Consider the following 20,675-nt stretch of genomic DNA (forward strand, 5'->3'; position numbering starts at 1 on the left):
ATGTCGCAAGCTGCCCTGAATGCGCGCGATCGCGAGGTGGATAACGGCCCGCGCCGCAGCAATGGAACCCAGTTGGCGGGAATGATTTTCCTGCTGATGGTGTTGGGAACGGTCGTGTGGAGCGGTTGGGCGGTGCTTGGCTGGATGAAAGACGCCAGTCGCCTGCCGCTCTCAAGGCTGGTGGTGACCGGCGAACGCCATTACACCACCAACGATGATATTCGTCAGGCGATCCTGGCGCTGGGCGCGCCCGGCACCTTTATGACGCAGGATGTGGACGTTATCCAGCAGCAGATCGAACGTCTGCCGTGGATCAAGCAGGCCAGCGTGCGCAAACAATGGCCGGATGAGCTGAAGATCCATCTGGTGGAGTATGTCCCGGTGGCGCGCTGGAACGATTTGCACATGGTGGACGCCGAGGGCAAAGCGTTCAGCGTGCCGGCGGAGCGGGCGGGCAAGCAGAAGTTGCCGCTGCTCTACGGGCCGGAAGGGAGCGAGCAGGATGTGCTGGAAGGCTATCGGGCGATGAGCGCCACGTTGGCGGCCAGCAAATATACGCTGAAAATGGCGGCGATGACCGCGCGCCATTCCTGGCAGCTGGCGCTGGACAACGATGTCCGGCTTGAGCTGGGGCGCGATGACCGCAACGGGCGTTTGCAGCGGTTTATCGAGCTTTACCCGGTATTGCAGCAGCAGGGCCAGGCGGAGAGCAAGCGTGTCAGCTATGTCGATCTGCGCTACGAGTCCGGCGCTTCGGTAGGGTGGGCTCCGGTGTTGGTCGATCCGCAGGCGCTTGGCGGTCAGCAAAACAGTAATCAGCAACAGAATCAGGCACAGGCAAAACAACAATGATCAAGTCGACGGACAGAAAACTGGTAGTTGGACTGGAGATCGGTACTGCAAAAGTCTCCGCGTTGGTAGGGGAAGTTCTGCCCGATGGCATGGTCAACATTATCGGGGTGGGCAGTTGCCCGTCTCGCGGCATGGATAAGGGCGGCGTAAACGACCTGGAGTCGGTGGTGAAGTGCGTACAGCGCGCCATCGATCAGGCCGAGCTGATGGCGGACTGCCAGATCTCGTCGGTGTACCTGGCGCTGTCGGGCAAACACATCAGCTGCCAGAACGAAATCGGCATGGTGCCTATCTCGGAAGAGGAAGTGACGCAGGACGACGTGGAGAACGTGGTGCACACCGCCAAATCGGTGCGCGTGCGCGACGAACACCGCATCCTGCACGTGATTCCTCAGGAATACGCCATCGATTATCAGGAAGGCATCAAAAACCCGGTTGGGCTGTCCGGCGTGCGCATGCAGGCCAAGGTGCATCTGATTACCTGCCATAACGATATGGCGAAGAACATCGTCAAGGCCGTGGAACGTTGCGGCCTGAAAGTTGACCAACTTATTTTCGCCGGTCTGGCCGCGAGCTACGCGGTGCTGACCGAAGATGAACGCGAACTCGGCGTTTGCGTGGTGGATATCGGCGGCGGCACCATGGATATGGCGGTGTACACCGGCGGTGCGCTGCGCCACACCAAAGTGATCCCTTACGCCGGGAACGTGGTCACCAGCGATATCGCTTACGCCTTCGGCACGCCGCCGACCGACGCGGAAGCGATTAAAGTTCGACACGGTTGTGCGCTTGGGTCGATTGTTAGCAAGGATGAGAATGTAGAGGTGCCTAGCGTCGGGGGACGTCCTCCGCGCAGTCTGCAAAGACAGACGCTGGCTGAAGTCATTGAGCCACGCTACACCGAACTGTTGAATCTGGTTAACGATGAAATTTTGCAATTGCAGGAGCAACTGCGTCAGCAAGGAGTGAAGCATCATCTGGCGGCAGGTATCGTGCTGACCGGTGGCGCCGCCCAGATTGATGGCCTGGCAGCCTGTGCGCAACGGGTGTTCCACACCCAGGTACGCATCGGCCAACCCTTGAACATCACGGGTCTGACGGATTATGCGCAGGAGCCTTACTACTCGACGGCGGTAGGTCTGCTGCACTATGGAAAAGAGTCTCACCTGAGCGGTGAGACAGAAGTAGAAAAACGCGCCTCGGTGGGCAATTGGTTTAAACGCATCAATAGCTGGCTGAGAAAAGAGTTTTAATGTTTCAACAAAGAGATCATGCTGAGTAATCTTTTTATGATCTCGCAGCGACAGGCACAAAACGGAGAGAAACTATGTTTGAACCAATGGAACTAACCAATGACGCGGTGATTAAAGTCATCGGCGTCGGCGGCGGCGGTGGCAACGCCGTTGAACACATGGTGCGCGAGCGCATCGAAGGTGTTGAATTCTTCGCTGTGAACACGGACGCCCAGGCGCTCCGCAAAACGGCGGTTGGCCAAACCATCCAGATTGGTAGCGGTATTACCAAAGGTCTGGGTGCGGGCGCGAACCCTGAAGTGGGTCGCAATTCAGCGGAAGAAGACCGCGAAGCCCTGCGCGCAGCGCTGGACGGCGCAGACATGGTCTTCATCGCAGCCGGCATGGGCGGCGGTACCGGTACCGGTGCGGCGCCAGTGGTGGCTGAAGTGGCTAAAGATTTGGGTATTCTGACCGTGGCCGTGGTGACCAAGCCTTTCAACTTCGAAGGCAAGAAGCGCATGGCATTCGCGGAGCAGGGTATCGCTGAACTGTCCAAACACGTGGACTCGCTGATCACCATCCCGAACGACAAATTGCTGAAAGTTCTGGGTCGCGGCATTTCCCTGCTGGACGCGTTCGGCGCGGCCAACGACGTGCTGAAAGGTGCGGTGCAGGGTATCGCCGAGCTGATCACCCGTCCGGGCCTGATGAACGTCGACTTCGCCGACGTGCGCACCGTGATGTCCGAAATGGGCTACGCGATGATGGGTTCCGGCGTGGCTTGCGGTGAAGACCGCGCCGAAGAAGCGGCCGAAATGGCGATCTCCAGCCCACTGCTGGAAGACATCGACCTGTCCGGCGCGCGCGGCGTGCTGGTCAACATTACCGCCGGCTTCGACCTGCGTCTGGATGAGTTCGAAACCGTGGGTAACACCATCCGCGCGTTCGCGTCCGACAACGCTACCGTGGTTATCGGTACCTCGCTGGATCCGGAAATGAACGACGAACTGCGCGTAACCGTGGTTGCAACCGGTATCGGTATGGACAAGCGTCCTGAAATCACCCTGGTGACCAATAAGCAGGCCAGCCAGCCGGTGATGGATCACCGTTATCAGCAGCACGGCATGTCGCCTCTGCCGCAGGAAGTGAAACCTGCCGCGAAGGTGGTCAACGACCAAGCTGCGCAGCCGAATAAAGAGCCCGACTATCTTGATATTCCAGCCTTCCTGCGTAAACAGGCAGACTAAGAATATCCTGAGAATTTGGAATCTCCGCTCTTTGTGCTAAACTGTCCCGCCAGCCATGCTGTATGCTTGGCTGGTAGGATGGATAACATTGCGAGATAAAACGATGATCAAACAAAGGACATTAAAACGTATTGTTCAGGCGACTGGCGTCGGTTTGCATACCGGCAAGAAAGTCACGCTGACAATGCGCCCAGCGCCGGCTAATACCGGGGTCATCTATCGTCGCACTGACTTGAATCCACCGGTTGATTTTCCGGCTGATGCAAAATCCGTGCGTGATACCATGCTCTGTACTTGCCTGGTGAATGAGCATGACGTGCGTATTTCGACCGTTGAGCATCTTAACGCCGCGCTGGCTGGGCTGGGCATCGACAACATCGTCATCGAAGTCGACGCCGCTGAAATCCCAATCATGGACGGCAGCGCCAGTCCGTTCGTGTTCTTGCTGCTGGATGCCGGCATCGAAGAACTGAACTCGGCGAAGAAATTCCTGCGTCTGAAAGAGACCGTACGCGTTGAAGATGGCGACAAGTGGGCCGAGCTGTCCCCGCATAACGGGTTCCGCCTGGACTTCACCATCGACTTCAACCACCCGGCCATCGACGCCAGCTCTCAGCGCTATCGTCTTGATTTCTCGGCTGAGTCGTTCGTGCGTCAAATCAGCCGCGCGCGCACCTTCGGGTTCATGCGTGATATCGAATACCTGCAGTCCCGTGGCCTGGCCTTGGGCGGCAGCTTCGACTGCGCCATCGTGGTAGATGACTACCGCGTGCTGAACGAAGACGGTCTGCGTTTCGAAGACGAATTCGTACGTCACAAAATGCTGGACGCCATCGGCGACCTGTTCATGTGCGGCCACAACATCATTGGCGCGTTCACCGCGTTCAAGTCTGGCCACGCGCTGAACAACAAACTGCTGCAGGCCGTGCTGGCCAAGCAGGAAGCGTGGGAATACGTGACCTTCCAGGACGAAGCCGAAATGCCATTGGCATTCAAGGCACCGTCTACCGTATTGGCGTAAGGTCTGAATTCCTCGCCTGCGAATAACGGCAGGCGCATCCCCTGAGAGCCTGAGAATTCAGGCTCACGATGGTGTGGTGTCGGCTGTCCGGTATTTTGCAGTCCGTGTCGCTGATTACTTATCACGACTGGTTGTGTTGGTACCCTCTCCGGCCAATGCAGCCAGCCGTTCCAATATCTTGCGCAGTTTCTCTGGGCTACGGCTCGCTAATCCCCTCAGCTCTTCCGCACTCTCCAGACTCAAATGCCGCATCGGCACGGGTTTTTCCGGCGCTTTTTCGGCGTTTTGCACCTGGTTGCTGCCTTTCGCCATCAAGGCCGGATTAATCCTGATGTCGATCGACGACAATGATGGTAGAATTTGCGCTCGTAGTGCAGACAGCAAAGCGGGTTGTTCGTAGCGCAAGCGCATCATCCAACTGGCATTTGCCGTTTCGAGCACTAAAATACCCTGTCGGAAATTCGCGACGCGGCACCAGGGATGCAGGGGAGCGGGCAACAGGCCCTTCACTGCACGGTTAAGCTTGAGCAGCGCCACCGCGCGTTGCTGGACGTTATGCAGCGGCCCTTTGCTGCCGGCAGACGCGTCGTCGAACAGGACATCTAATAATTGTGGACGGCTATCGCGCATAATGGGCTCCGGCGGATTATAAACTCGTGATCGGTATTCTAAATCGTTGGCGACAATTTGGCAGACGTTATTTCTGGCCCCATCTCCTGTTAGGGATGGTTGCGGCCACGCTTGGCGCGCCTTCCAATTTGTCCGGCGCACCCGATCAGGCCGCATTGCCGAGCACATCGTCCAGCCTTAACCGGCAAAATTCGGCCAACGGCACCTTCAACAGCCTGGCCCTGCTGCAGGACGCGCATCGCCGTCCTACCTTCAGCGTAGATTATTGGCAGCAACATGCGCTGCGCACCGTCATTCGTCACCTCTCTTTCGCGCTGGCGCCGCAGGCGGTTTATGCGCGGGTGCAGGAGAGCGAAGCCGAAGCGGAACCCCCTTTGCAGGTAGCGCAACTGGCGCTGCTTTCTACTCTCAACGCGCTGCTGACGCACGAGCCGAAGCCGCCGACCATCATTCGCCACACCCACCTTGAGGTGCTGCCAACGCTGGCGCGGCACCAGACCGGCCTGTGGGTGGCGCAGGTGCAGGGCATTCGCGCCGGGCCCGTCGCCCTCGTCTGATTTCGCCCTTTGGGCACAAAAACCATAAATAATAGCAAGTTGACTGCCGCGCTCGGCGGTCATGACAGAGATATCAAACATCATGTTAGTGAAATTATTAACCAAAGTTTTTGGCAGCCGTAACGATCGTACCCTGCGCCGCATGCGCAAAGTGGTTGAGCAGATCAACCGCATGGAACCGGACATGGAAAAGCTGTCCGATGACGAGTTGAAAGCGAAAACCAACGAATTCCGCGCGCGCCTGGAGAAAGGCGAATCGCTGGAAAGCCTGATCCCGGAAGCCTTCGCCGTGGTGCGTGAGGCGAGCAAGCGCGTGTTCGGCATGCGTCACTTCGACGTGCAGCTGCTGGGCGGCATGGTACTGAACGACCGCTGCATCGCCGAGATGCGCACCGGTGAAGGTAAAACCCTGACCGCGACGCTGCCGGCTTATCTGAACGCCCTGAGCGGCCGCGGCGTGCACGTCGTGACCGTCAACGACTATCTGGCGCAGCGCGACGCCGAAAACAACCGTCCGCTGTTCGAGTTCCTCGGTCTGAGCATCGGCATCAACCTGCCGGGCATGCCGGCGCCGGCCAAGCGCGAAGCTTACGCCGCCGACATCACCTACGGCACCAACAATGAGTACGGCTTCGACTACCTGCGCGACAACATGGCGTTCAGCCCGGAAGAGCGCGTGCAGCGCAAACTGCACTATGCGCTGGTGGATGAGGTGGACTCCATCCTGATCGATGAAGCGCGTACGCCGCTGATCATCTCCGGCCCGGCAGAAGACAGCTCCGAGATGTACATCAAGGTCAACAAGCTGATCCCTAAACTGATCCGCCAGGAAAAAGAAGACTCCGACACCTTCAAAGGTGAAGGGCACTTCTCGGTAGACGAGAAGGCGCGTCAGGTACACCTGACCGAACGCGGCCTGATCCTGATCGAAGAGATGCTGGTGGAAGCCGGCATCATGGATGAAGGCGAATCGCTGTACTCGCCGACCAACATCATGCTGATGCACCACGTTACCGCCGCGCTGCGCGCCCACGTGCTGTTCACCCGCGACGTGGACTACATCGTGAAAGACGGCGAAGTGATCATCGTCGATGAGCACACCGGCCGTACCATGCAGGGCCGCCGCTGGTCCGACGGTCTGCACCAGGCGGTGGAAGCCAAAGAAGGCGTGGAGATCCAGAACGAAAACCAGACGCTGGCTTCTATCACCTTCCAGAACTACTTCCGTCTGTATGAGAAGCTGGCCGGGATGACCGGTACCGCCGATACCGAAGCCTTCGAATTCAGCTCGATCTACAAGCTGGACACGATCGTGGTGCCAACCAACCGTCCGATGATCCGTAAGGATATGCCGGATCTGGTGTACATGACCGAGAAAGAGAAGATCGGCGCCATCATTGAAGACATCCGCGAGCGTACCGCCAAAGGCCAGCCGGTGCTGGTGGGGACCATCTCGATCGAGAAATCCGAAGTGGTGTCCCGAGAGCTGACCAAAGCGGGCATCGACCACAAAGTGTTGAACGCCAAATTCCACGCCATGGAAGCGGACATCGTCGCCCAGGCCGGCCAGAGCGGTGCGGTGACCATCGCCACCAACATGGCGGGCCGTGGTACCGATATCGTGCTGGGCGGCAGCTGGCAGGCCGAAGTGGCGCTGCTGGAAGAACCGACCGAAGAGCAGATCGAAGCCATCAAAGCCGCCTGGAAAGAGCGCCACGACGCGGTGCTGGAGGCGGGCGGCCTGCATATCATCGGCACCGAGCGCCATGAATCGCGCCGTATCGATAACCAGCTGCGCGGCCGTTCCGGTCGTCAGGGCGACGCCGGTTCATCCCGCTTCTACCTGTCGATGGAAGATGCCCTGATGCGTATCTTCGCCTCGGATCGCGTGTCCGGCATGATGCGTAAACTGGGCATGAAAGAAGGCGAAGCCATTGAGCACCCGTGGGTGACCAAGGCGATCGCCAACGCGCAGCGCAAAGTGGAAAGCCGCAACTTCGATATCCGTAAGCAACTGCTGGAATACGACGACGTCGCCAACGATCAGCGCCGCGCCATCTACAGCCAGCGTAACGAATTGCTGGACGTGTCCGACGTGAGCGAAACCATCGCCAGCATCCGCGAGGACGTGTTCAAGAGCACCATCGACAACTACATCACGCCGCAGTCGCTGGAAGAAGAGTGGGACATTCAGGGGCTGGAAGAGCGTCTGAAGAACGACTTCGATCTGGAGATGCCGATCGCCCAGTGGCTGGACAAAGAGCCGGAGCTGCACGAAGAGACGCTGCGCGAACGTATTCTGGAGAACGCCAAAGAGCAGTACCTGCGTAAGGAAGAAGTGGTCGGCAGCGAAATGATGCGCAACTTCGAGAAGGGCGTGATGCTGCAGACGCTGGATTCCCTGTGGAAAGAGCACCTGGCGGCGATGGACTACCTGCGTCAGGGCATCCACCTGCGCGGCTATGCGCAGAAGGATCCGAAGCAGGAGTACAAGCGCGAATCCTTCAACATGTTCGCCACCATGCTGGAATCGCTGAAATATGAAGTGATCAGTGTGCTGAGCAAGGTACAGGTGCGGATGCCGGAAGAGGTGGAAGCGCTGGAACAGCAGCGCCGTGAAGAGGCCGAGCGCCTGGCGCAGCAGCAACAGCTGAGCCACCACGACGAGAACGCGCTGGTGACCGAAGATCCGAACGCGCCGGCGACCGCCGAGCGCAAAGTGGGCCGCAACGATCCTTGCCCATGCGGTTCCGGCAAGAAATACAAGCAGTGCCACGGCCGCCTGCAGTAATGCCGGCCGCGGTTGACCGATAATACCCGGGGGTTCAGCTTGCTGAGCCCCTGTTTTTTGGCACCCATCAGGAGGGTGAGATGAAACATCTGAATATCGCCGTGGGCATCATCCGCAATGCTCAACGGGAGATCTTTATTACGCGCCGCGCCGCTGACGCGCACATGGCCGGATTTTGGGAGTTTCCCGGCGGCAAGATCGAACCGGGTGAGACGCCGGAACAGGCGCTGAGCCGTGAGCTGCGTGAAGAGACCGGTATCGAAGCCGATCGGGCCGAACTGCTGGAGGTGGTGGAACATCGCTTCAGCGATCGCATCGTGACGCTGAATTTTTATCTGGTGGAGCATTGGGCGGGCGAGCCGTTTGGCCGTGAGGGGCAGCCGATGCGCTGGGTAAAACAGGCGGAGCTGCGTGAAGACGAGTTCCCGGAAGCCAACGCCGGCATTATCCAACTGCTGGTGGCGCAGGCTGGTGCCGCGCAATAACACTATCGGCCTGGCGTGCGCCAGGCCTTCAATCGGCGATTAGCGGTCGTCGAGTTCGCTCCAGTCCTCACTTTCCGACAGATCGCTGTTGCTCGGAATGCGCTTCTCTTCATCGGCCCACTCGCCAAGATCGATCAGTTGGCAGCGCTTGCTGCAAAACGGCCGGAACGGGCTGACTTCGCCCCAAACCACGCCGGTGCCACAGGTTGGGCATTTCACTACGGTCGTCATAACGGTTCCTTACGCCTTCTGGCGGTGCTGAGAAGGCTTGCTTTCATGAGTTCAACAACAGGCCAGTTCGAACGTCAGGCGTTCAGGCACCATGCCATGTTCGCTGTCCAAAGGCAGGAAACGAATGGCATAACGCGTCTTGTGGCCGGAAATTTGCGGATAAAGCTGCGGCGCCAGATGAAGGCGCAGGCGCAGCAGGTCCGCCCCTTCGGCGTTGTCCTGGAAAAAGCCGTTCAGACTGATTTGATTGCGGAACGGCCCCGACTGACGGATCAGATCCAGCACCATGATCAGCGCCTGGTTCAGCGGATCCAGCGACTGCAGCCAGGCGGCGACGTCGGCATCGCGATCCTGCTGCGGCGCATGCATCCACATGTGCAGGGTCGGCAAATCGAAGCTGCAGCAGCCGCCGGGAATGTTCAGACGCTGGCGCACCAGGCCGATCAGCCGGTCTTCACGCAGTGCCTGACCGAGGCGCGGTGCCGCCATCAGCGCCGATGAACGCGACTTCAACTGGCCGCGCAACTGCTCGATCAGCGCCATATCCACGCCCGGCACATCGGCCCAGGCCAACAGTTTTTGCTGCTGACGCTCCAGCTCTTTGAGCAGTTCGGTGCGTACCTCGCCGCGCTCCAGTACGTCCAGCAAATCGGAGACGGTGCGGAAAAAGGTAAGGGCGATGGCGGTTTCGCTCAGGGCGCGCTGGCCGTGCAGCTGTTGCAGTAAAAACTCGATGCGCAGCCAGGTACGCATTTTTTCGTTCAGCGGGTGTTCAAAGAGAACGGTTGGGGAAACATCACTCATGCAGTTTAATCCTGTTGGGGCGCTGTTGCCGCCAGTTCAAGGTAGCGACGATGCAGTGCGGCGACCCGTGGCTCTATCCCCTGAGCGGCGCCGCTGTTGTCAATAATGTCATCCGCCACGGCGAGGCGCTGCTGGCGCGTGGCCTGGGCGGCGAGAATGCTCTGCGCTTGCTCGCGGCTGATGCCGTCGCGCGCGATGGTGCGAGCCAACTGGGTTTCGGTGTCGACGTCGATCACCAGCACCCGATCGGCGCGATCCTGCAGGCCGTTTTCCACCAGCAGCGGCACGACCCACAGCGCGTACGGGCTGGCTGCCTGCGCCAGTTGGCGTTGGGTCTCGCGGTGTATCAGCGGATGCAGCAGTTGGTTCAGCCAGGTTTTATCATCGGGATGGCTGAAGATGCGCTGACGCAGCGCAGCGCGGTTGAGCGCGCCGTCCGGCAGCAACATTTCATTACCAAATCGCTCGGCGATCGCGGCCAGAGCAGGGGTGCCCGGCTCAACGACCTGACGGGCGATCACGTCGGCATCGACAATGGCTGCGCCGTGGCGCGCAAAGGCGTTCGCAACGGTCGTTTTGCCGCTGCCTATGCCCCCGGTCAACGCAACAATGTAGGCCATGGTGTTAGGTGCATCCGATGTTCATAAAAAAATAATAGACGAATCATAAAGCGATCGCGCAGAAGTGCAAGTCGGCAGGCGGCGCTTGCGCCTCGGCCCCGTTTGGACGGCGAGAAAAAGCGCAGCGGCACGGCAGAAATGAGCGGGCAATCACACTGCGATTATGCAGGTAAATTTGTCGGATTGTAGCGTAAATAAAGGCGAATTCGCAGTCTTGTTCGGCGATTATTAGCGCGTATTATAACGTCACTGGAACTGGCATTAATCTCGCCGTCATCTTTCCGCGCCACGGGAAAGCCGTCGGGCAGAGGTTCGAATATCCTCCTTGCGATCCGTCGCCATTAACCAGGAAATCATAAGTCATGCGTATTGAAGAAGATTTGAAGTTAGGCTTTAAAGACGTGTTGATCCGCCCTAAGCGTTCCACGTTGAAAAGCCGTTCCGAGGTTGAACTGGAACGTCAGTTTACCTTCAAGCATTCAGGTTGCAGCTGGTCCGGCGTGCCGATTATCGCCGCCAACATGGACACGGTGGGCACCTTCCGCATGGCCGAGGCCCTGGCTTCTTTCGACGTTCTCACCGCCGTACACAAACATTACAGCGTCGAGCAATGGGCTGACTTCGTGCAGCGCATGCCGGAATCGGTGCTGCGCCACGTGATGGTGTCCACCGGCACCTCAGAAGCCGACTTCGCCAAAATGCAGCAGATCCTGGCCCTGTCTCCGGCGCTGAAATTCATCTGTATCGACGTGGCCAACGGCTACTCTGAACACTTCGTCGCCTTCCTGCAGAAAGCGCGCGAAGCCTGCCCGAATCACGTCATCTGCGCCGGCAACGTCGTGACCGGCGAGATGGTGGAAGAGTTGATCCTCTCCGGCGCCGACATTGTTAAAGTCGGCATCGGGCCGGGATCGGTATGCACCACCCGCGTGAAGACCGGCGTGGGCTATCCGCAGCTGTCGGCAGTGATCGAATGCGCCGATGCGGCCCACGGGCTGGGCGGCCAAATCGTCAGCGACGGCGGCTGCTCGGTGCCGGGCGATGTCGCCAAAGCCTTCGGCGGCGGCGCGGACTTCGTGATGCTGGGCGGTATGCTGGCCGGCCACGACGAGTGCGAAGGCACCGTGGTGGAAGAGAACGGCGAGAAATTCATGCTGTTCTACGGCATGAGCTCCGAGTCAGCGATGAAGCGCCACGTCGGCGGCGTGGCGGAGTATCGCGCGGCCGAAGGCAAAACCGTCAAGCTGCCGCTGCGAGGCGAGGTGGAGTTCACCGTGCGTGATATCCTCGGCGGCCTGCGTTCCGCCTGCACCTACGTCGGCGCCGAGCGTTTGAAAGAGCTGACCAAGCGCACCACCTTTATCCGCGTGGCGGAGCAGGAAAACCGCGTCTTCGGCAGCAAATAAGCCGCACCTTGCATTCGGGCGCAGCGCACCGCGGCGCCCGCTATCCTTTTACCCTTATCCCAACACGCTGCCCAGTTGAAAGATAGGCAGATACATGGCGATCACCAAAGCGCCGACAATCCCACCTACCACCAGCATCAGCAGCGGCTCCAGCGTTTGCGCCAGCGTATCGGCCAGCTCGTGCGTCTGCCGTTCATACCACTGCGCCAATTTATCCAGCAAGGCGTCCAGCGAACCGGACTCTTCGCCCACCCGCACCAGCTGCCGGCACAGCGGCGGAAACAGCGGTTGCAGGCCCAGGGCATGATGAAAGGCTTCGCCTTCGGCGATCTGCCGTTGCACCTGCTCCAGCGCCTGTTTGTACAGCAGATGGTCAGCCGCCAACGCCGCCGCGTTCAACCCTTCCACCAGCGTCAGCCCGGCGCGTTGGGTCATGGTCAGGATGCGAAATGTTTGGCTCAGCGCGCCGCCGCTCACCAGCCGGGCGATCAGCGGCAGGCGCAGCAAGAGAGCCTGTTCACGTCTGCGCCACGGCGGGCGCGGGTGCAGCCAGCGGCCATAGCCGAACAGCGACGCGCCCAGCAGCAGCGCCAGATAGGGGCCGGTGGCGATCAACTGCGCAGACAATGCCAGCAACCCTTGGGTAAACCAGGGCAGCGGCGCATCGAACGATTGATAAACCTTGGCGAATTCCGGCAGCACCATCACCAGCATCAACACGCTGACCATCAGCGCCACCGCGCAGATGAAGAGGGGGTAACGCAGCGCTTTGGTCACTTTGCGGCGCAGCAGCAACTGGGCCTCCTGTTGTTGCGCCAGCTGCAGGCAGCAGCGATCGAGGTTGCCGGTCAGTTCACCGATGGCGATCAGCTGGCGATAGATCAGGGGAAAAATCCCCGGTTGTTCGGCGAGGGTTTCGGAAAGCGGTTGCCCTTCGCGCACCTGGTCGGCCAGCTGGCGCAGCAGGCAGCGCCAGGCTGCCGAAGGATGCTCTGCTGCCAGCAACTGCAGCGCATTGACCAGCGGCAACCCCGCCTGCAGCAGAGTGGCGAGCTGGCGGGTGAAGTGGATTAACGGTTCTCCACGCCATTGGCCGGGCGTAACGCGTTTGCCGTGCCCGATTCGGTACGGTTGCAGGCCTTGTTCGATCAGCAACCGGCTCACCTGCCGTTTTTCCTCGCTCATCAGTTCGCCGCGGCGTAAGGCGCCCTGTGCGTCGAAAGCCTGCCAAAGAAACAGCCGGCGCGCTTTCATGGCGCGGCTATGCCAGGCTGGACGACGTCGATCACGCGGTACAGTTCTTCCAGCGAGGTCGTGCCTTCGGCGGCCAGCGCCAGGCCCGCTTGCAGCAGCGAAAGCTGCCCCTGTTCGCGGGCGATATCCGCCAGCAGACTGGGAGCGGCGTTCGCCAGCAATGCCGCCTGTATTTCCGGCGTAATGGCCAACAGTTCATACACGCCGATGCGCCCATAGTAACCGCCGAAGCAATGCTCGCAGCCATCGGCGCGCCAGACGGTCAGCGGTTCCGGCCAGATCGCGCTGGGAAAATGCGTCGGCTGGCTGTGCGGATAGCGGCAGTGGCGGCACAGTCTGCGCACCAACCGCTGCGCGACGATCAGCTTCAGACAGCCGGCGAGCAGGTAGCCGGGGATCCCCATGTGCATCAGCCGCGTCAGGGTTTCGCCGGTAGAGTTGGTATGCAGCGTCGACAGCACCAGGTGGCCGGTTTGCGCGGCCTTGACCGCGATCTCGGCGGTTTCCGCATCGCGGATCTCGCCGATCATGATGACGTCTGGATCCTGGCGCAGCAGGGCGCGCAGCACCCGGGCGAAGCTCAGCTCGGTTTTGGCGTTGATCTGGGTCTGATTAACGCCGAACAGCGGGATCTCGACCGGATCCTCGACGCTGCACAGGTTGCTCTGCGCATCGTTCAACTGGCGCAGACCGCTGTACAGCGTCACCGTTTTGCCGCTGCCGGTCGGGCCGGTCACCAGGATCAACCCTTGCGGGCAGGCCAGCGCCGTCGCGTAGTGCGCCAGATCCGCCCGGCTCATGCCTAACTGATCCAGCGGCAGTTCTTGTTGCTCGCCCTGCTGAACGCGCAGCACCACCTTTTCGCCGTGCAGCGTCGGCAGAGTGGCGATACGCATGGCATAGCGCGCGCTGTCCAGCGTCAGGCTGAGCTGCCCGTCCTGAGGCTGACGGCGCTCGGCGATATCCAACTGGCCGAGGATCTTCAGCCGGGCGATGAGGCGCGCAGCCAGCTGCGGCGGCGGTGAGGTGAGGGTTTGCAGCACGCCGTCGATGCGCAGACGAATGCGAAAATGCTGCCGAAAAGGCTCGAAGTGGATGTCAGAGGCGCGGCGCTGGATGGCCAGGCGCAGCGTCTGGTTGATGAATTGCACCACCGGCGCATCGCCGTCGTCGGGGTAGGCGATGTCGGTCGTGTCCTCTTCGGCCGCCAGCGGCGCCGAGAGCGGTTCGTGGCGCTGGTTAAGCGCCAGCTCCAACCTGGCCGCCGGCCATTGTTCCAGATGGATGCGTTTACCGGTGGCGAAACGCAGCGCCGCCAGCAGCCCCTGCGGCGCTTCTTCGCTGAGCGCGACCGTCAGGGTGGTCGGGTCCTCGCTCAACGCCAGCGCCTGATAGCGCCGACACAGGGTGTGAACCTCTTCGCTGATTTGCGCGTTCATCGCCGTTACTCCGCCGCGTCGTCGAAGCGGAAGACTTCCCGGCACACCTCAACCAGCGTCGCGTTTTCGCTGCTGCACAGCCGGGTCCAGCGGGTCAGCCCATCGGCGTTCGACTTGGGGGTTAACGCCACCGCCAGCCCCTGCAGCGTTTGGGTGCCGGTCAGCGTGATTACGCCTTTAACGACTTTCACCCCGCTGACGTAACGCGACGCGCCGCCGGTGGGAATGCCTTTGCTGCCGGCTTCACAGCCGGCGGGCGCGCCTTCATCCAGTACGCACAGCTCGACCGCCAGCTTATACGGCGCCATGGTTTGCAGCATGTCGGTCATCGCCGCTTTCTGGATGTAGCGCTGGTAGGCGGGAATGCCGATGGCGCTGAGGATGGCGATGATGGCGATCACCACCATCAGTTCGATCAGGCTAAAGCCGCGTTGCGTTTCCATGCGTTGTTTCCTCCATAAGGGTGTGGAAAACAACGGTAGCGGTTTGCGCGGGGGAACGGCGAGCGGGTTTTACGCGTTTCTCGGCGTGCTTCCATCAGTATTGATGTCGTTTGCAGCGGAGGGAAAAACGGTGCGAGGGGCTTCGCAAATCTGCGTTAACGCCCCCGGCGGCGGCCGGGGGCGGCCGGGGGCGAGGGGATCATTTGAAGCGCATCGACAGATCGAGCGCGGTCACATGTTTGGTCAGCGCGCCGACCGAAATGTAATCCACGCCGGTCTCGGCGAAGGTGCGCAGCGTCTCGCTGGTGACGTTGCCGGACACCTCCAGCTGGGCGCGGCCCTGGGTTTGGGCGACCGCCTGACGCATCATCTCGACGCTGAAGTTGTCCAGCATGATGATGTCGGCGCCGGCGTCCAGCGCCTGCTGCAGCTCATCGAGCGATTCGACTTCCACTTCCACCGGCACGTCGGCGTGCAGCCAGAAGGCTTTTTCCACCGCGTTTTTGATCGAGCCGGAGGCGATGATGTGGTTTTCCTTGATCAGGAAGGCATCGGACAGCCCCAGCCGGTGGTTGCTGCCGCCCCCGCACAGCACGGCGTATTTCAGCGCGGTGCGCAGGCCGGGCAAGGTCTTGCGGGTATCGAGCAGGCGAGTCTGGGTGCCTTCCAGCAGAGCCACGTAGCGGCTGACCTCGGTCGCCACGCCGGAGAGCATCTGCACAAAGTTCAGCGCGGTGCGCTCGCCGGTCAACAGCACCCGCGCAGGGCCGCGCAGACGGCAAAGCGGTTGGTTCGGTATCAGACGGTCGCCGTCTGCCACCAGCCACTCCACCTGCACTTGGTTGCCCAACTGAATAAAGACTTCGTTCAGCCAGCGGCGGCCGCAGAACACGCCGGCTTCGCGGGTAATGACGGTGGCTTCGGCCTGCTTGTCCGCCGGTAACAATTGCGCGGTAATATCGCGCCCGGCGTCAACTTCACCTCCCAGGTCTTCGCGCAGCGCCTGGGCGACGGAATAGGGAATATCACTTTCAATACGTTCAAGAAGCTCGGTGCGGCGACGGTCGGCACTGTAGCGGCGTGTCGGCATGGAAAACTCCGAAATGGACGGTTAGTTCGTAGGGGAACATGCTACTCTGTTGCAGGAATAAGTACCACCGCAGAGAGGTGTCTGATGCAGTTGGAAAATGGCTGGATTGTCGGGGTGACGCGAGTGGTTTCGCCGCACTGCGATCGGCGCCCGGATGACGAGCCGCCCTCGCTGCTGGTCATCCATAACATCAGCCTGCCGCCCGGCGAATTCGGTGGCCCCTATATCGACCAGCTGTTCACCGGCACGCTCGATCCCGCGCAGCACCCTTATTTCGCCGAGATCCATCAGCTGCGAGTGTCTGCGCACTGCCTGATCCGCCGCGATGGGGAGATCGTGCAGTATGTGCCCTTCGACCAGCGCGCGTGGCACGCGGGCGTTTCTCAGTATCAGGGGCGCGAACGGTGCAACGATTTCTCCATCGGCATCGAGCTGGAAGGCACCGACCAGTTAGCCTACACCGAGGCGCAATATCGCACGCTGCAGGCGGTCACCGCGCTGCTGGCCGAACATTATCCGCCGTTGGCGGCGCATATCGCCGGGCATTGCGATATCGCCCCCGGCCGCAAAACCGATCCCGGGCCGGCGTTCGATTGGGATCGCTATCTGGCATCTCTGGAACAACGCGGCGCGCCCGCCGACGCTATGCTTGAGACAAGAAAAAGGGAGAGGAATCGCTAATGACGCTGTTTACGCTGTTGCTGGTTTTGGCCTGGGAGCGCCTGTTCAAGCTGGGGGAACACTGGCAGCTGGATCATCGCCTCGAAGTGGTATTTCAGCGGCTGCATCGGGTTTCGCTGGCGCAGACGCTGGCGATGACCGCCGCCTGGATGGTGATCGTCTGGGGCGTTCTGTGGTTGTCGCACGGGTTATTCTTCGGCGTGGTGACGCTGCTGCTGTGGATCGTCATCGATCTGCTGTGCGTCGGCGCCGGCATCAAGCGCAAACACTATCGCGCCTACCTGAAAGCGGCGCGGCAGGGGGATACCCATGCCAGCGATCAGATGGCGGAAGAGCTGGCGTTGATCCACGGTTTGCCGGTGGACTGCAGTGAAGAGCTGCGTCTGCGCGAGCTGCAAAACGCGCTGCTGTGGATCAACTTCCGTTATTACCTGGCGCCGCTGTTCTGGTTCGTGGTCTTTGGGCCGTACGGGCCGATCGCGCTGGCGGGATATGCCTTCCTGCGCGCCTATCAAACCTGGCTGGCGCGCCACAATACGCCGCTGGAGCGTTCGCAGTCGGGCATTGATCATCTGCTGAACTGGCTGGACTGGATCCCGGTGCGTTTGGCCGGGGTGGCCTATGCGTTGTTCGGCCACGGCGAGCGCGCGTTGCCGGCCTGGTTCGCCTCACTCGGCGATCGGCATTCGTCGTCGTATCAGGTGTTGACGCGGCTGGCGCAGTTCTCGCTGGCGCGCGATCCGCATATGGACCCGGTGCAAACGCCGCGGGCGGCGGTGACGCTGGCGCGCAAGGTGACGATGATCATCGTGGTGGTGGTGGCGCTGTTGACCATTTACGGCACGCTGCTGTAAACCGCCGTGAAAAACAAAACGGGCGCCTCGGCGCCCGTTTCTTTTTGGCCATCCGGCCGGGATTACAGCTTGGCGAAGCAGCGACGCGCGGCGTCGATGGTGCGCTGGATGTCTTCCTTGCTGTGCGCCACGGACATGAAACCCGCTTCGAAGGCGGACGGCGCGAGATACACCCCCTCTTCCAGCATCAGGTGGAAGAAGCGCTTGAAGCGTTCCACGTCGCACTGCATCACGTCCTGGTAGCAGGTGACCGCCGGCGCGTCGGTGAAGAACAGGCCGAACATGCCGCCGACGTTGTTGACCACCAATGGAATATTCTCTTCCTGCGCCGCGTGCAGCAGGCCAGCGGCCAGCATCTCGGTCAGTTCGGTCAGCGTCTGGTGCACGCCAACCTGCGACACTTCGGTCAGGCAAGCGTAGCCCGCCGCCATGGCGATCGGGTTGCCGGACAGGGTGCCCGCCTGGTAGACCGGGCCGGTCGGTGCCAGCGCGTCCATCACCTCGCGACGGCCGCCGAAGGCGCCCACCGGCATGCCGCCGCCGATGATTTTTCCGAGGCAGGTCAGATCCGGCTCGACGCCGTAATAGGATTGTGCGCCGGCCAGCGCGACGCGGAAGCCGGTCATCACTTCGTCGATGATCAAGAGCGCGCCGTACTTGTCGCACAGGGCGCGCAGGCCTGGCAGGAATTCCGGCAGCGGCGGCACGCAGTTCATGTTGCCGGCGACCGGCTCGACGATGATACAGGCGATCTCGGACGGGTACTGTTCGAAGGCGGCGCGCACCGAATCCAGATCGTTATAGGTGCAGGTCAGGGTGTGTTTGGCGAAGTCGGCCGGCACGCCCGGTGAGTTCGGCTGGCCGAGGGTCAGCGCGCCGGAGCCGGCTTTCACCAGCAGGCAGTCGGCGTGGCCGTGGTAGCAGCCTTCGAACTTGATGATTTTATCGCGGTTGGTGTAGCCGCGCGCCAGGCGGATAGCGCTCATGGTGGCTTCGGTGCCCGAGTTCACCATGCGCACCATATCCATCGTCGGCACCAGTTCGGTGACCAGCTGCGCCATTTTGACTTCCATCTCGGTCGGCGCGCCGAAGCTCAGGCCGCGCTGCGCCGCTTCAATCACCGCGTCGCGGATCGCCGGGTGGTTATGCCCCAGCACCATCGGCCCCCAGGAACCGACATAGTCGATATAGGCCTTGCCGTCGGCATCGAACAGGTAAGCCCCGTCTGCGCGCTCGATAAACAGCGGCAAACCGCCCACGCCGGTGAATGCACGCACCGGAGAGTTTACCCCGCCGGGGATCAACTGTTGCGCCTGGGCGTACAGACTTTCGGACTTGCTGTGTAGGCTCATAAATCGGCTCCTGGATTCTCTTTTGAATGATTTGACCGCGCTATTCTAGAGGAGAGCGCCGCGTTATGAAACGATCACAGTCAGATACCATTAACGGCAGCGCCCGCCGCCGGGTTGGGGTAGAATTATCGCCCTGCCTATTTGTATTACAAATTACCTGACGAATCACTCGCGATGACAGAATCACAATCACAGCCAGTCGGGACGTTGAGCCCGCGTCTTAGCCGCAGCGATGCGGTGCGCCAGTTTATCCGCCGCGATAAAACGCCGGTGGCGATCCTGTTGATGGCCGCGCTGGTGGGGACGCTGGCCGGTTTGCTCGGCGTGGCCTTCGATAAAGCGGTGGAGTGGGTGCAGCAGCAGCGGCTGGCTTCGCTGGCGCAGGTCGCCGACTTCTGGATCCTGGTGTGGCCGCTGGCGTTTATCTTGTCCGCCGCGCTGGCGGCGCTGGGTTATTACCTGGTGCGGCGCTTTGCGCCTGAGGCTGGCGGTTCGGGCATTCCGGAGATCGAAGGCGCGCTGGAGGAGCTGCGGCCGGTGCGCTGGTGGCGCGTGATACCGGTGAAATTCATCGGCGGCATGGGAACGCTGGGGGCGGGCATGGTGCTGGGGCGCGAAGGGCCTACGGTACAGATGGGCGGCAACGTCGGGCGCATGGTATTGGACGTGCTGCGCATTCGCGGCGCCGAGGCGCGCCATTCGCTGCTGGCGACCGGGGCCGCCGCCGGGCTGTCCGCCGCGTTCAACGCGCCGCTGGCCGGCATTCTGTTTATCATCGAAGAGATGCGGCCGCAGTTTCGCTACAACCTGATCTCGATTAAAGCGGTGTTTATCGGCGTTATCATGTCGAGCGTGGTGTTCCAGCTGTTCAACGGCCAAGGCTCGGTGATCGCGGTCGGCAAACTCGCCTCGGCGCCCATCAACACCTTGTGGCTCTATCTGGTGCTGGGCGCGATATTCGGCGCGGTGGGTGTGGGATTCAACGCGCTGATCTTTCGCACTCAGGACATGTTCGCGCGCCTGCACGGCGGCAGAATGCGCAATGTGCTGCTGATGGGCGGGCTGCTCGGCGGCGTGTGCGGCATTCTGGGGCTGATCCAGCCGGAGGCGGCGGGCGGCGGCTTTGGGCTGATCCCGATCGCCGCGGCGGGCAATTACAGCGTCGGCATGTTGATGTTCATTTTCATTACCCGCATCTTCACCACGCTGCTGTGCTTCGGTTCCGGCGCGCCGGGCGGCATCTTTGCGCCGATGCTGGCGCTGGGCACGCTGTTCGGCACCGCCTTCGGGCTGGCGGGGGCGCATTTGTTCCCGCAGTACGGCATCGAGGCGGGCACTTTCGCCATCGCCGGCATGGGGGCGTTGTTCGCCGCCACGGTGCGCGCCCCGCTGACCGGTATCGTGTTGGTGCTGGAAATGACCGACAACTACCAGCTGATTTTACCGATGATCATCACCTGCCTCGGCGCTACGGTGGTGGCGCAACTGCTCGGCGGCAAGCCGCTGTATTCGTCGATCCTGGCGCGCACCCTGCAACGGCAGGAGGCGCAGTTGGCGCGGGAAGCGGCGGAGAAAACAAGTAAAGAAAATACAACAAATGCGGTGAATACTTGAACGCAACACTCAGGTATCGGATAATCGTTAATATTAATCAGGCAGCCCTGGTCGCGATCTGATGCTGAA

At 61.0% G+C, this 20,675-nt stretch carries 20 protein-coding genes and 1 pseudogene; 12 read left to right on the plus strand and 9 right to left on the minus strand.

All coding sequences use genetic code 11. The annotated features are described in order from the left end of the window. The 4 genes from ftsQ to lpxC all read left to right on the plus strand — a co-directional run bounded on the left by ftsQ (position 1) and on the right by lpxC (position 4,355). Positions 1 to 852 (plus strand): cell division protein FtsQ, encoded by an 852-nt coding sequence (gene ftsQ, locus ACJ8J1_RS20860; protein WP_004932761.1) that lies wholly within the window; start codon positions 1 to 3, stop codon positions 850 to 852. Next, complete coding sequence (gene ftsA / locus ACJ8J1_RS20865) at positions 849 to 2,105, plus strand: cell division protein FtsA (RefSeq protein WP_004932758.1); 1,257 nt, start codon at positions 849 to 851, stop codon at positions 2,103 to 2,105. Before ftsQ ends, ftsA begins: the two co-directional genes overlap by 4 nt. Positions 2,106 to 2,179: 74 nt before the next feature. After that, entirely contained in the window at positions 2,180 to 3,334 is a 1,155-nt protein-coding gene (ftsZ, locus tag ACJ8J1_RS20870; RefSeq protein ID WP_004932757.1) for a cell division protein FtsZ, read from the plus strand. 103 nt (positions 3,335 to 3,437) lie between these two features. Further along, the gene (lpxC, locus tag ACJ8J1_RS20875) at positions 3,438 to 4,355 is read left to right on the plus strand and encodes a UDP-3-O-acyl-N-acetylglucosamine deacetylase (RefSeq protein WP_004932754.1); all 918 of its coding nucleotides are present in this window, start codon (positions 3,438 to 3,440) and stop codon (positions 4,353 to 4,355) included. Between the two features lie 114 nt (positions 4,356 to 4,469). Here the strand turns inward: lpxC and ACJ8J1_RS20880 are convergent, their stop codons facing one another. Next, complete coding sequence (locus ACJ8J1_RS20880) at positions 4,470 to 4,985, minus strand: DUF721 domain-containing protein (RefSeq protein WP_004932751.1); 516 nt, start codon at positions 4,983 to 4,985, stop codon at positions 4,470 to 4,472. Positions 4,986 to 5,011: 26 nt separating this feature from the next. Between ACJ8J1_RS20880 and secM the strand changes: the two genes are divergently transcribed. From secM to mutT, 3 genes are all read left to right on the plus strand, one after another. Continuing rightward, the gene (gene secM / locus ACJ8J1_RS20885; protein WP_033641856.1) at positions 5,012 to 5,542 is read left to right on the plus strand and encodes a secA translation cis-regulator SecM; all 531 of its coding nucleotides are present in this window, start codon (positions 5,012 to 5,014) and stop codon (positions 5,540 to 5,542) included. Between the two features lie 82 nt (positions 5,543 to 5,624). After that, entirely contained in the window at positions 5,625 to 8,333 is a 2,709-nt protein-coding gene (gene secA / locus ACJ8J1_RS20890) for a preprotein translocase subunit SecA (RefSeq protein WP_033641857.1), read from the plus strand. An 80-nt stretch (positions 8,334 to 8,413) separates the two neighbouring features. Further along, a complete protein-coding gene (gene mutT / locus ACJ8J1_RS20895) occupies positions 8,414 to 8,818 on the plus strand; it encodes an 8-oxo-dGTP diphosphatase MutT (protein WP_033641858.1) in 405 nt (134 codons plus the stop codon). 39 nt (positions 8,819 to 8,857) lie between these two features. Here the strand turns inward: mutT and yacG are convergent, their stop codons facing one another. Both yacG and zapD read right to left on the minus strand, forming a co-directional pair. Further along, a complete protein-coding gene (yacG, locus tag ACJ8J1_RS20900; protein WP_025301578.1) occupies positions 8,858 to 9,049 on the minus strand; it encodes a DNA gyrase inhibitor YacG in 192 nt (63 codons plus the stop codon). A gap of 51 nt (positions 9,050 to 9,100) precedes the next feature. Then, positions 9,101 to 9,841, minus strand: a pseudogene (gene zapD, locus ACJ8J1_RS20905) (cell division protein ZapD); the annotation flags it as partial. Between zapD and ACJ8J1_RS20910 the strand changes: the two are divergent. Beyond that, positions 9,729 to 9,959 (plus strand): hypothetical protein, encoded by a 231-nt coding sequence (locus ACJ8J1_RS20910; protein ID WP_227414610.1) that lies wholly within the window; start codon positions 9,729 to 9,731, stop codon positions 9,957 to 9,959. The pseudogene zapD and the gene ACJ8J1_RS20910 sit on opposite strands and share 113 nt — an antisense overlap. Here the strand turns inward: ACJ8J1_RS20910 and coaE are convergent. Beyond that, positions 9,859 to 10,473: a dephospho-CoA kinase gene (coaE, locus tag ACJ8J1_RS20915; RefSeq protein ID WP_025301580.1), complete on the minus strand. Its 615-nt coding sequence runs from the start codon at positions 10,471 to 10,473 to the stop codon at positions 9,859 to 9,861. The genes ACJ8J1_RS20910 and coaE overlap by 101 nt on opposite strands. 362 nt (positions 10,474 to 10,835) lie before the next feature. Here coaE and ACJ8J1_RS20920 point away from each other — a divergent pair, with 362 nt between their 5' ends. Continuing rightward, complete coding sequence (locus tag ACJ8J1_RS20920) at positions 10,836 to 11,879, plus strand: GMP reductase (RefSeq protein ID WP_015376656.1); 1,044 nt, start codon at positions 10,836 to 10,838, stop codon at positions 11,877 to 11,879. 54 nt (positions 11,880 to 11,933) lie between these two features. Here the strand turns inward: ACJ8J1_RS20920 and hofC are convergent, their stop codons facing one another. The 4 genes from hofC to nadC form a co-directional block, all read right to left on the minus strand. Then, entirely contained in the window at positions 11,934 to 13,133 is a 1,200-nt protein-coding gene (gene hofC, locus ACJ8J1_RS20925; RefSeq protein ID WP_033641860.1) for a protein transport protein HofC, read from the minus strand. Further along, the gene (gspE, locus tag ACJ8J1_RS20930) at positions 13,130 to 14,572 is read right to left on the minus strand and encodes a type II secretion system protein GspE (protein ID WP_033641861.1); all 1,443 of its coding nucleotides are present in this window, start codon (positions 14,570 to 14,572) and stop codon (positions 13,130 to 13,132) included. The genes hofC and gspE overlap by 4 nt, the downstream gene beginning before the upstream one ends. Before the next feature lie 5 nt (positions 14,573 to 14,577). After that, complete coding sequence (gene ppdD / locus ACJ8J1_RS20935; RefSeq protein ID WP_033641862.1) at positions 14,578 to 15,015, minus strand: prepilin peptidase-dependent pilin; 438 nt, start codon at positions 15,013 to 15,015, stop codon at positions 14,578 to 14,580. A gap of 199 nt (positions 15,016 to 15,214) precedes the next feature. Next, entirely contained in the window at positions 15,215 to 16,105 is an 891-nt protein-coding gene (gene nadC, locus ACJ8J1_RS20940; RefSeq protein ID WP_025301584.1) for a carboxylating nicotinate-nucleotide diphosphorylase, read from the minus strand. Positions 16,106 to 16,189: 84 nt separating this feature from the next. Between nadC and ampD the strand changes: the two genes are divergently transcribed. After that, on the plus strand, positions 16,190 to 16,786 hold the full coding sequence (gene ampD / locus ACJ8J1_RS20945; protein ID WP_442520422.1) for a 1,6-anhydro-N-acetylmuramyl-L-alanine amidase AmpD: 597 nt from the start codon (positions 16,190 to 16,192) through the stop codon (positions 16,784 to 16,786). Then, entirely contained in the window at positions 16,786 to 17,640 is an 855-nt protein-coding gene (gene ampE, locus ACJ8J1_RS20950; protein WP_033631795.1) for a beta-lactamase regulator AmpE, read from the plus strand. Before ampD ends, ampE begins: the two co-directional genes overlap by 1 nt. Positions 17,641 to 17,702: 62 nt before the next feature. Here the strand turns inward: ampE and hemL are convergent, their stop codons facing one another. Continuing rightward, positions 17,703 to 18,992 (minus strand): glutamate-1-semialdehyde 2,1-aminomutase, encoded by a 1,290-nt coding sequence (gene hemL / locus ACJ8J1_RS20955; RefSeq protein WP_033641863.1) that lies wholly within the window; start codon positions 18,990 to 18,992, stop codon positions 17,703 to 17,705. A gap of 174 nt (positions 18,993 to 19,166) precedes the next feature. Between hemL and clcA the strand changes: the two genes are divergently transcribed. Beyond that, entirely contained in the window at positions 19,167 to 20,606 is a 1,440-nt protein-coding gene (clcA, locus tag ACJ8J1_RS20960; RefSeq protein WP_033641864.1) for a H(+)/Cl(-) exchange transporter ClcA, read from the plus strand. The last annotated feature ends 69 nt before the right edge of the window (positions 20,607 to 20,675 follow it).

It is taken from the genome of Serratia sp. CY37869 (genome assembly GCF_052168895.1).
GTDB classification, from domain to species: domain Bacteria; phylum Pseudomonadota; class Gammaproteobacteria; order Enterobacterales; family Enterobacteriaceae; genus Serratia; species Serratia ureilytica.

Excerpts from the sequence above, each read along its gene's own strand:
- ACJ8J1_RS20880 (WP_004932751.1), bottom strand. The coding sequence starts at position 4,985 with ATGCGCGATAGCCGTCCACAATTATTAGATGTCCTGTTCGACGACGCG.
- lpxC (WP_004932754.1), top strand. The coding sequence starts at position 3,438 with ATGATCAAACAAAGGACATTAAAACGTATTGTTCAGGCGACTGGCGTC.
- gspE (WP_033641861.1), bottom strand. The coding sequence starts at position 14,572 with ATGAACGCGCAAATCAGCGAAGAGGTTCACACCCTGTGTCGGCGCTAT.
- ftsZ (WP_004932757.1), top strand. The coding sequence starts at position 2,180 with ATGTTTGAACCAATGGAACTAACCAATGACGCGGTGATTAAAGTCATC.
- ampD (WP_442520422.1), top strand. The coding sequence starts at position 16,190 with ATGCAGTTGGAAAATGGCTGGATTGTCGGGGTGACGCGAGTGGTTTCG.
- nadC (WP_025301584.1), bottom strand. The coding sequence starts at position 16,105 with ATGCCGACACGCCGCTACAGTGCCGACCGTCGCCGCACCGAGCTTCTT.
- ftsQ (WP_004932761.1), top strand. The coding sequence starts at position 1 with ATGTCGCAAGCTGCCCTGAATGCGCGCGATCGCGAGGTGGATAACGGC.
- secA (WP_033641857.1), top strand. The coding sequence starts at position 5,625 with ATGTTAGTGAAATTATTAACCAAAGTTTTTGGCAGCCGTAACGATCGT.
- coaE (WP_025301580.1), bottom strand. The coding sequence starts at position 10,473 with ATGGCCTACATTGTTGCGTTGACCGGGGGCATAGGCAGCGGCAAAACG.
- mutT (WP_033641858.1), top strand. The coding sequence starts at position 8,414 with ATGAAACATCTGAATATCGCCGTGGGCATCATCCGCAATGCTCAACGG.
- yacG (WP_025301578.1), bottom strand. The coding sequence starts at position 9,049 with ATGACGACCGTAGTGAAATGCCCAACCTGTGGCACCGGCGTGGTTTGG.
- ampE (WP_033631795.1), top strand. The coding sequence starts at position 16,786 with ATGACGCTGTTTACGCTGTTGCTGGTTTTGGCCTGGGAGCGCCTGTTC.
- ACJ8J1_RS20910 (WP_227414610.1), top strand. The coding sequence starts at position 9,729 with ATGGCGGTTTCGCTCAGGGCGCGCTGGCCGTGCAGCTGTTGCAGTAAA.
- ACJ8J1_RS20920 (WP_015376656.1), top strand. The coding sequence starts at position 10,836 with ATGCGTATTGAAGAAGATTTGAAGTTAGGCTTTAAAGACGTGTTGATC.
- hemL (WP_033641863.1), bottom strand. The coding sequence starts at position 18,992 with ATGAGCCTACACAGCAAGTCCGAAAGTCTGTACGCCCAGGCGCAACAG.
- ftsA (WP_004932758.1), top strand. The coding sequence starts at position 849 with ATGATCAAGTCGACGGACAGAAAACTGGTAGTTGGACTGGAGATCGGT.
- hofC (WP_033641860.1), bottom strand. The coding sequence starts at position 13,133 with ATGAAAGCGCGCCGGCTGTTTCTTTGGCAGGCTTTCGACGCACAGGGC.
- ppdD (WP_033641862.1), bottom strand. The coding sequence starts at position 15,015 with ATGGAAACGCAACGCGGCTTTAGCCTGATCGAACTGATGGTGGTGATC.
- clcA (WP_033641864.1), top strand. The coding sequence starts at position 19,167 with ATGACAGAATCACAATCACAGCCAGTCGGGACGTTGAGCCCGCGTCTT.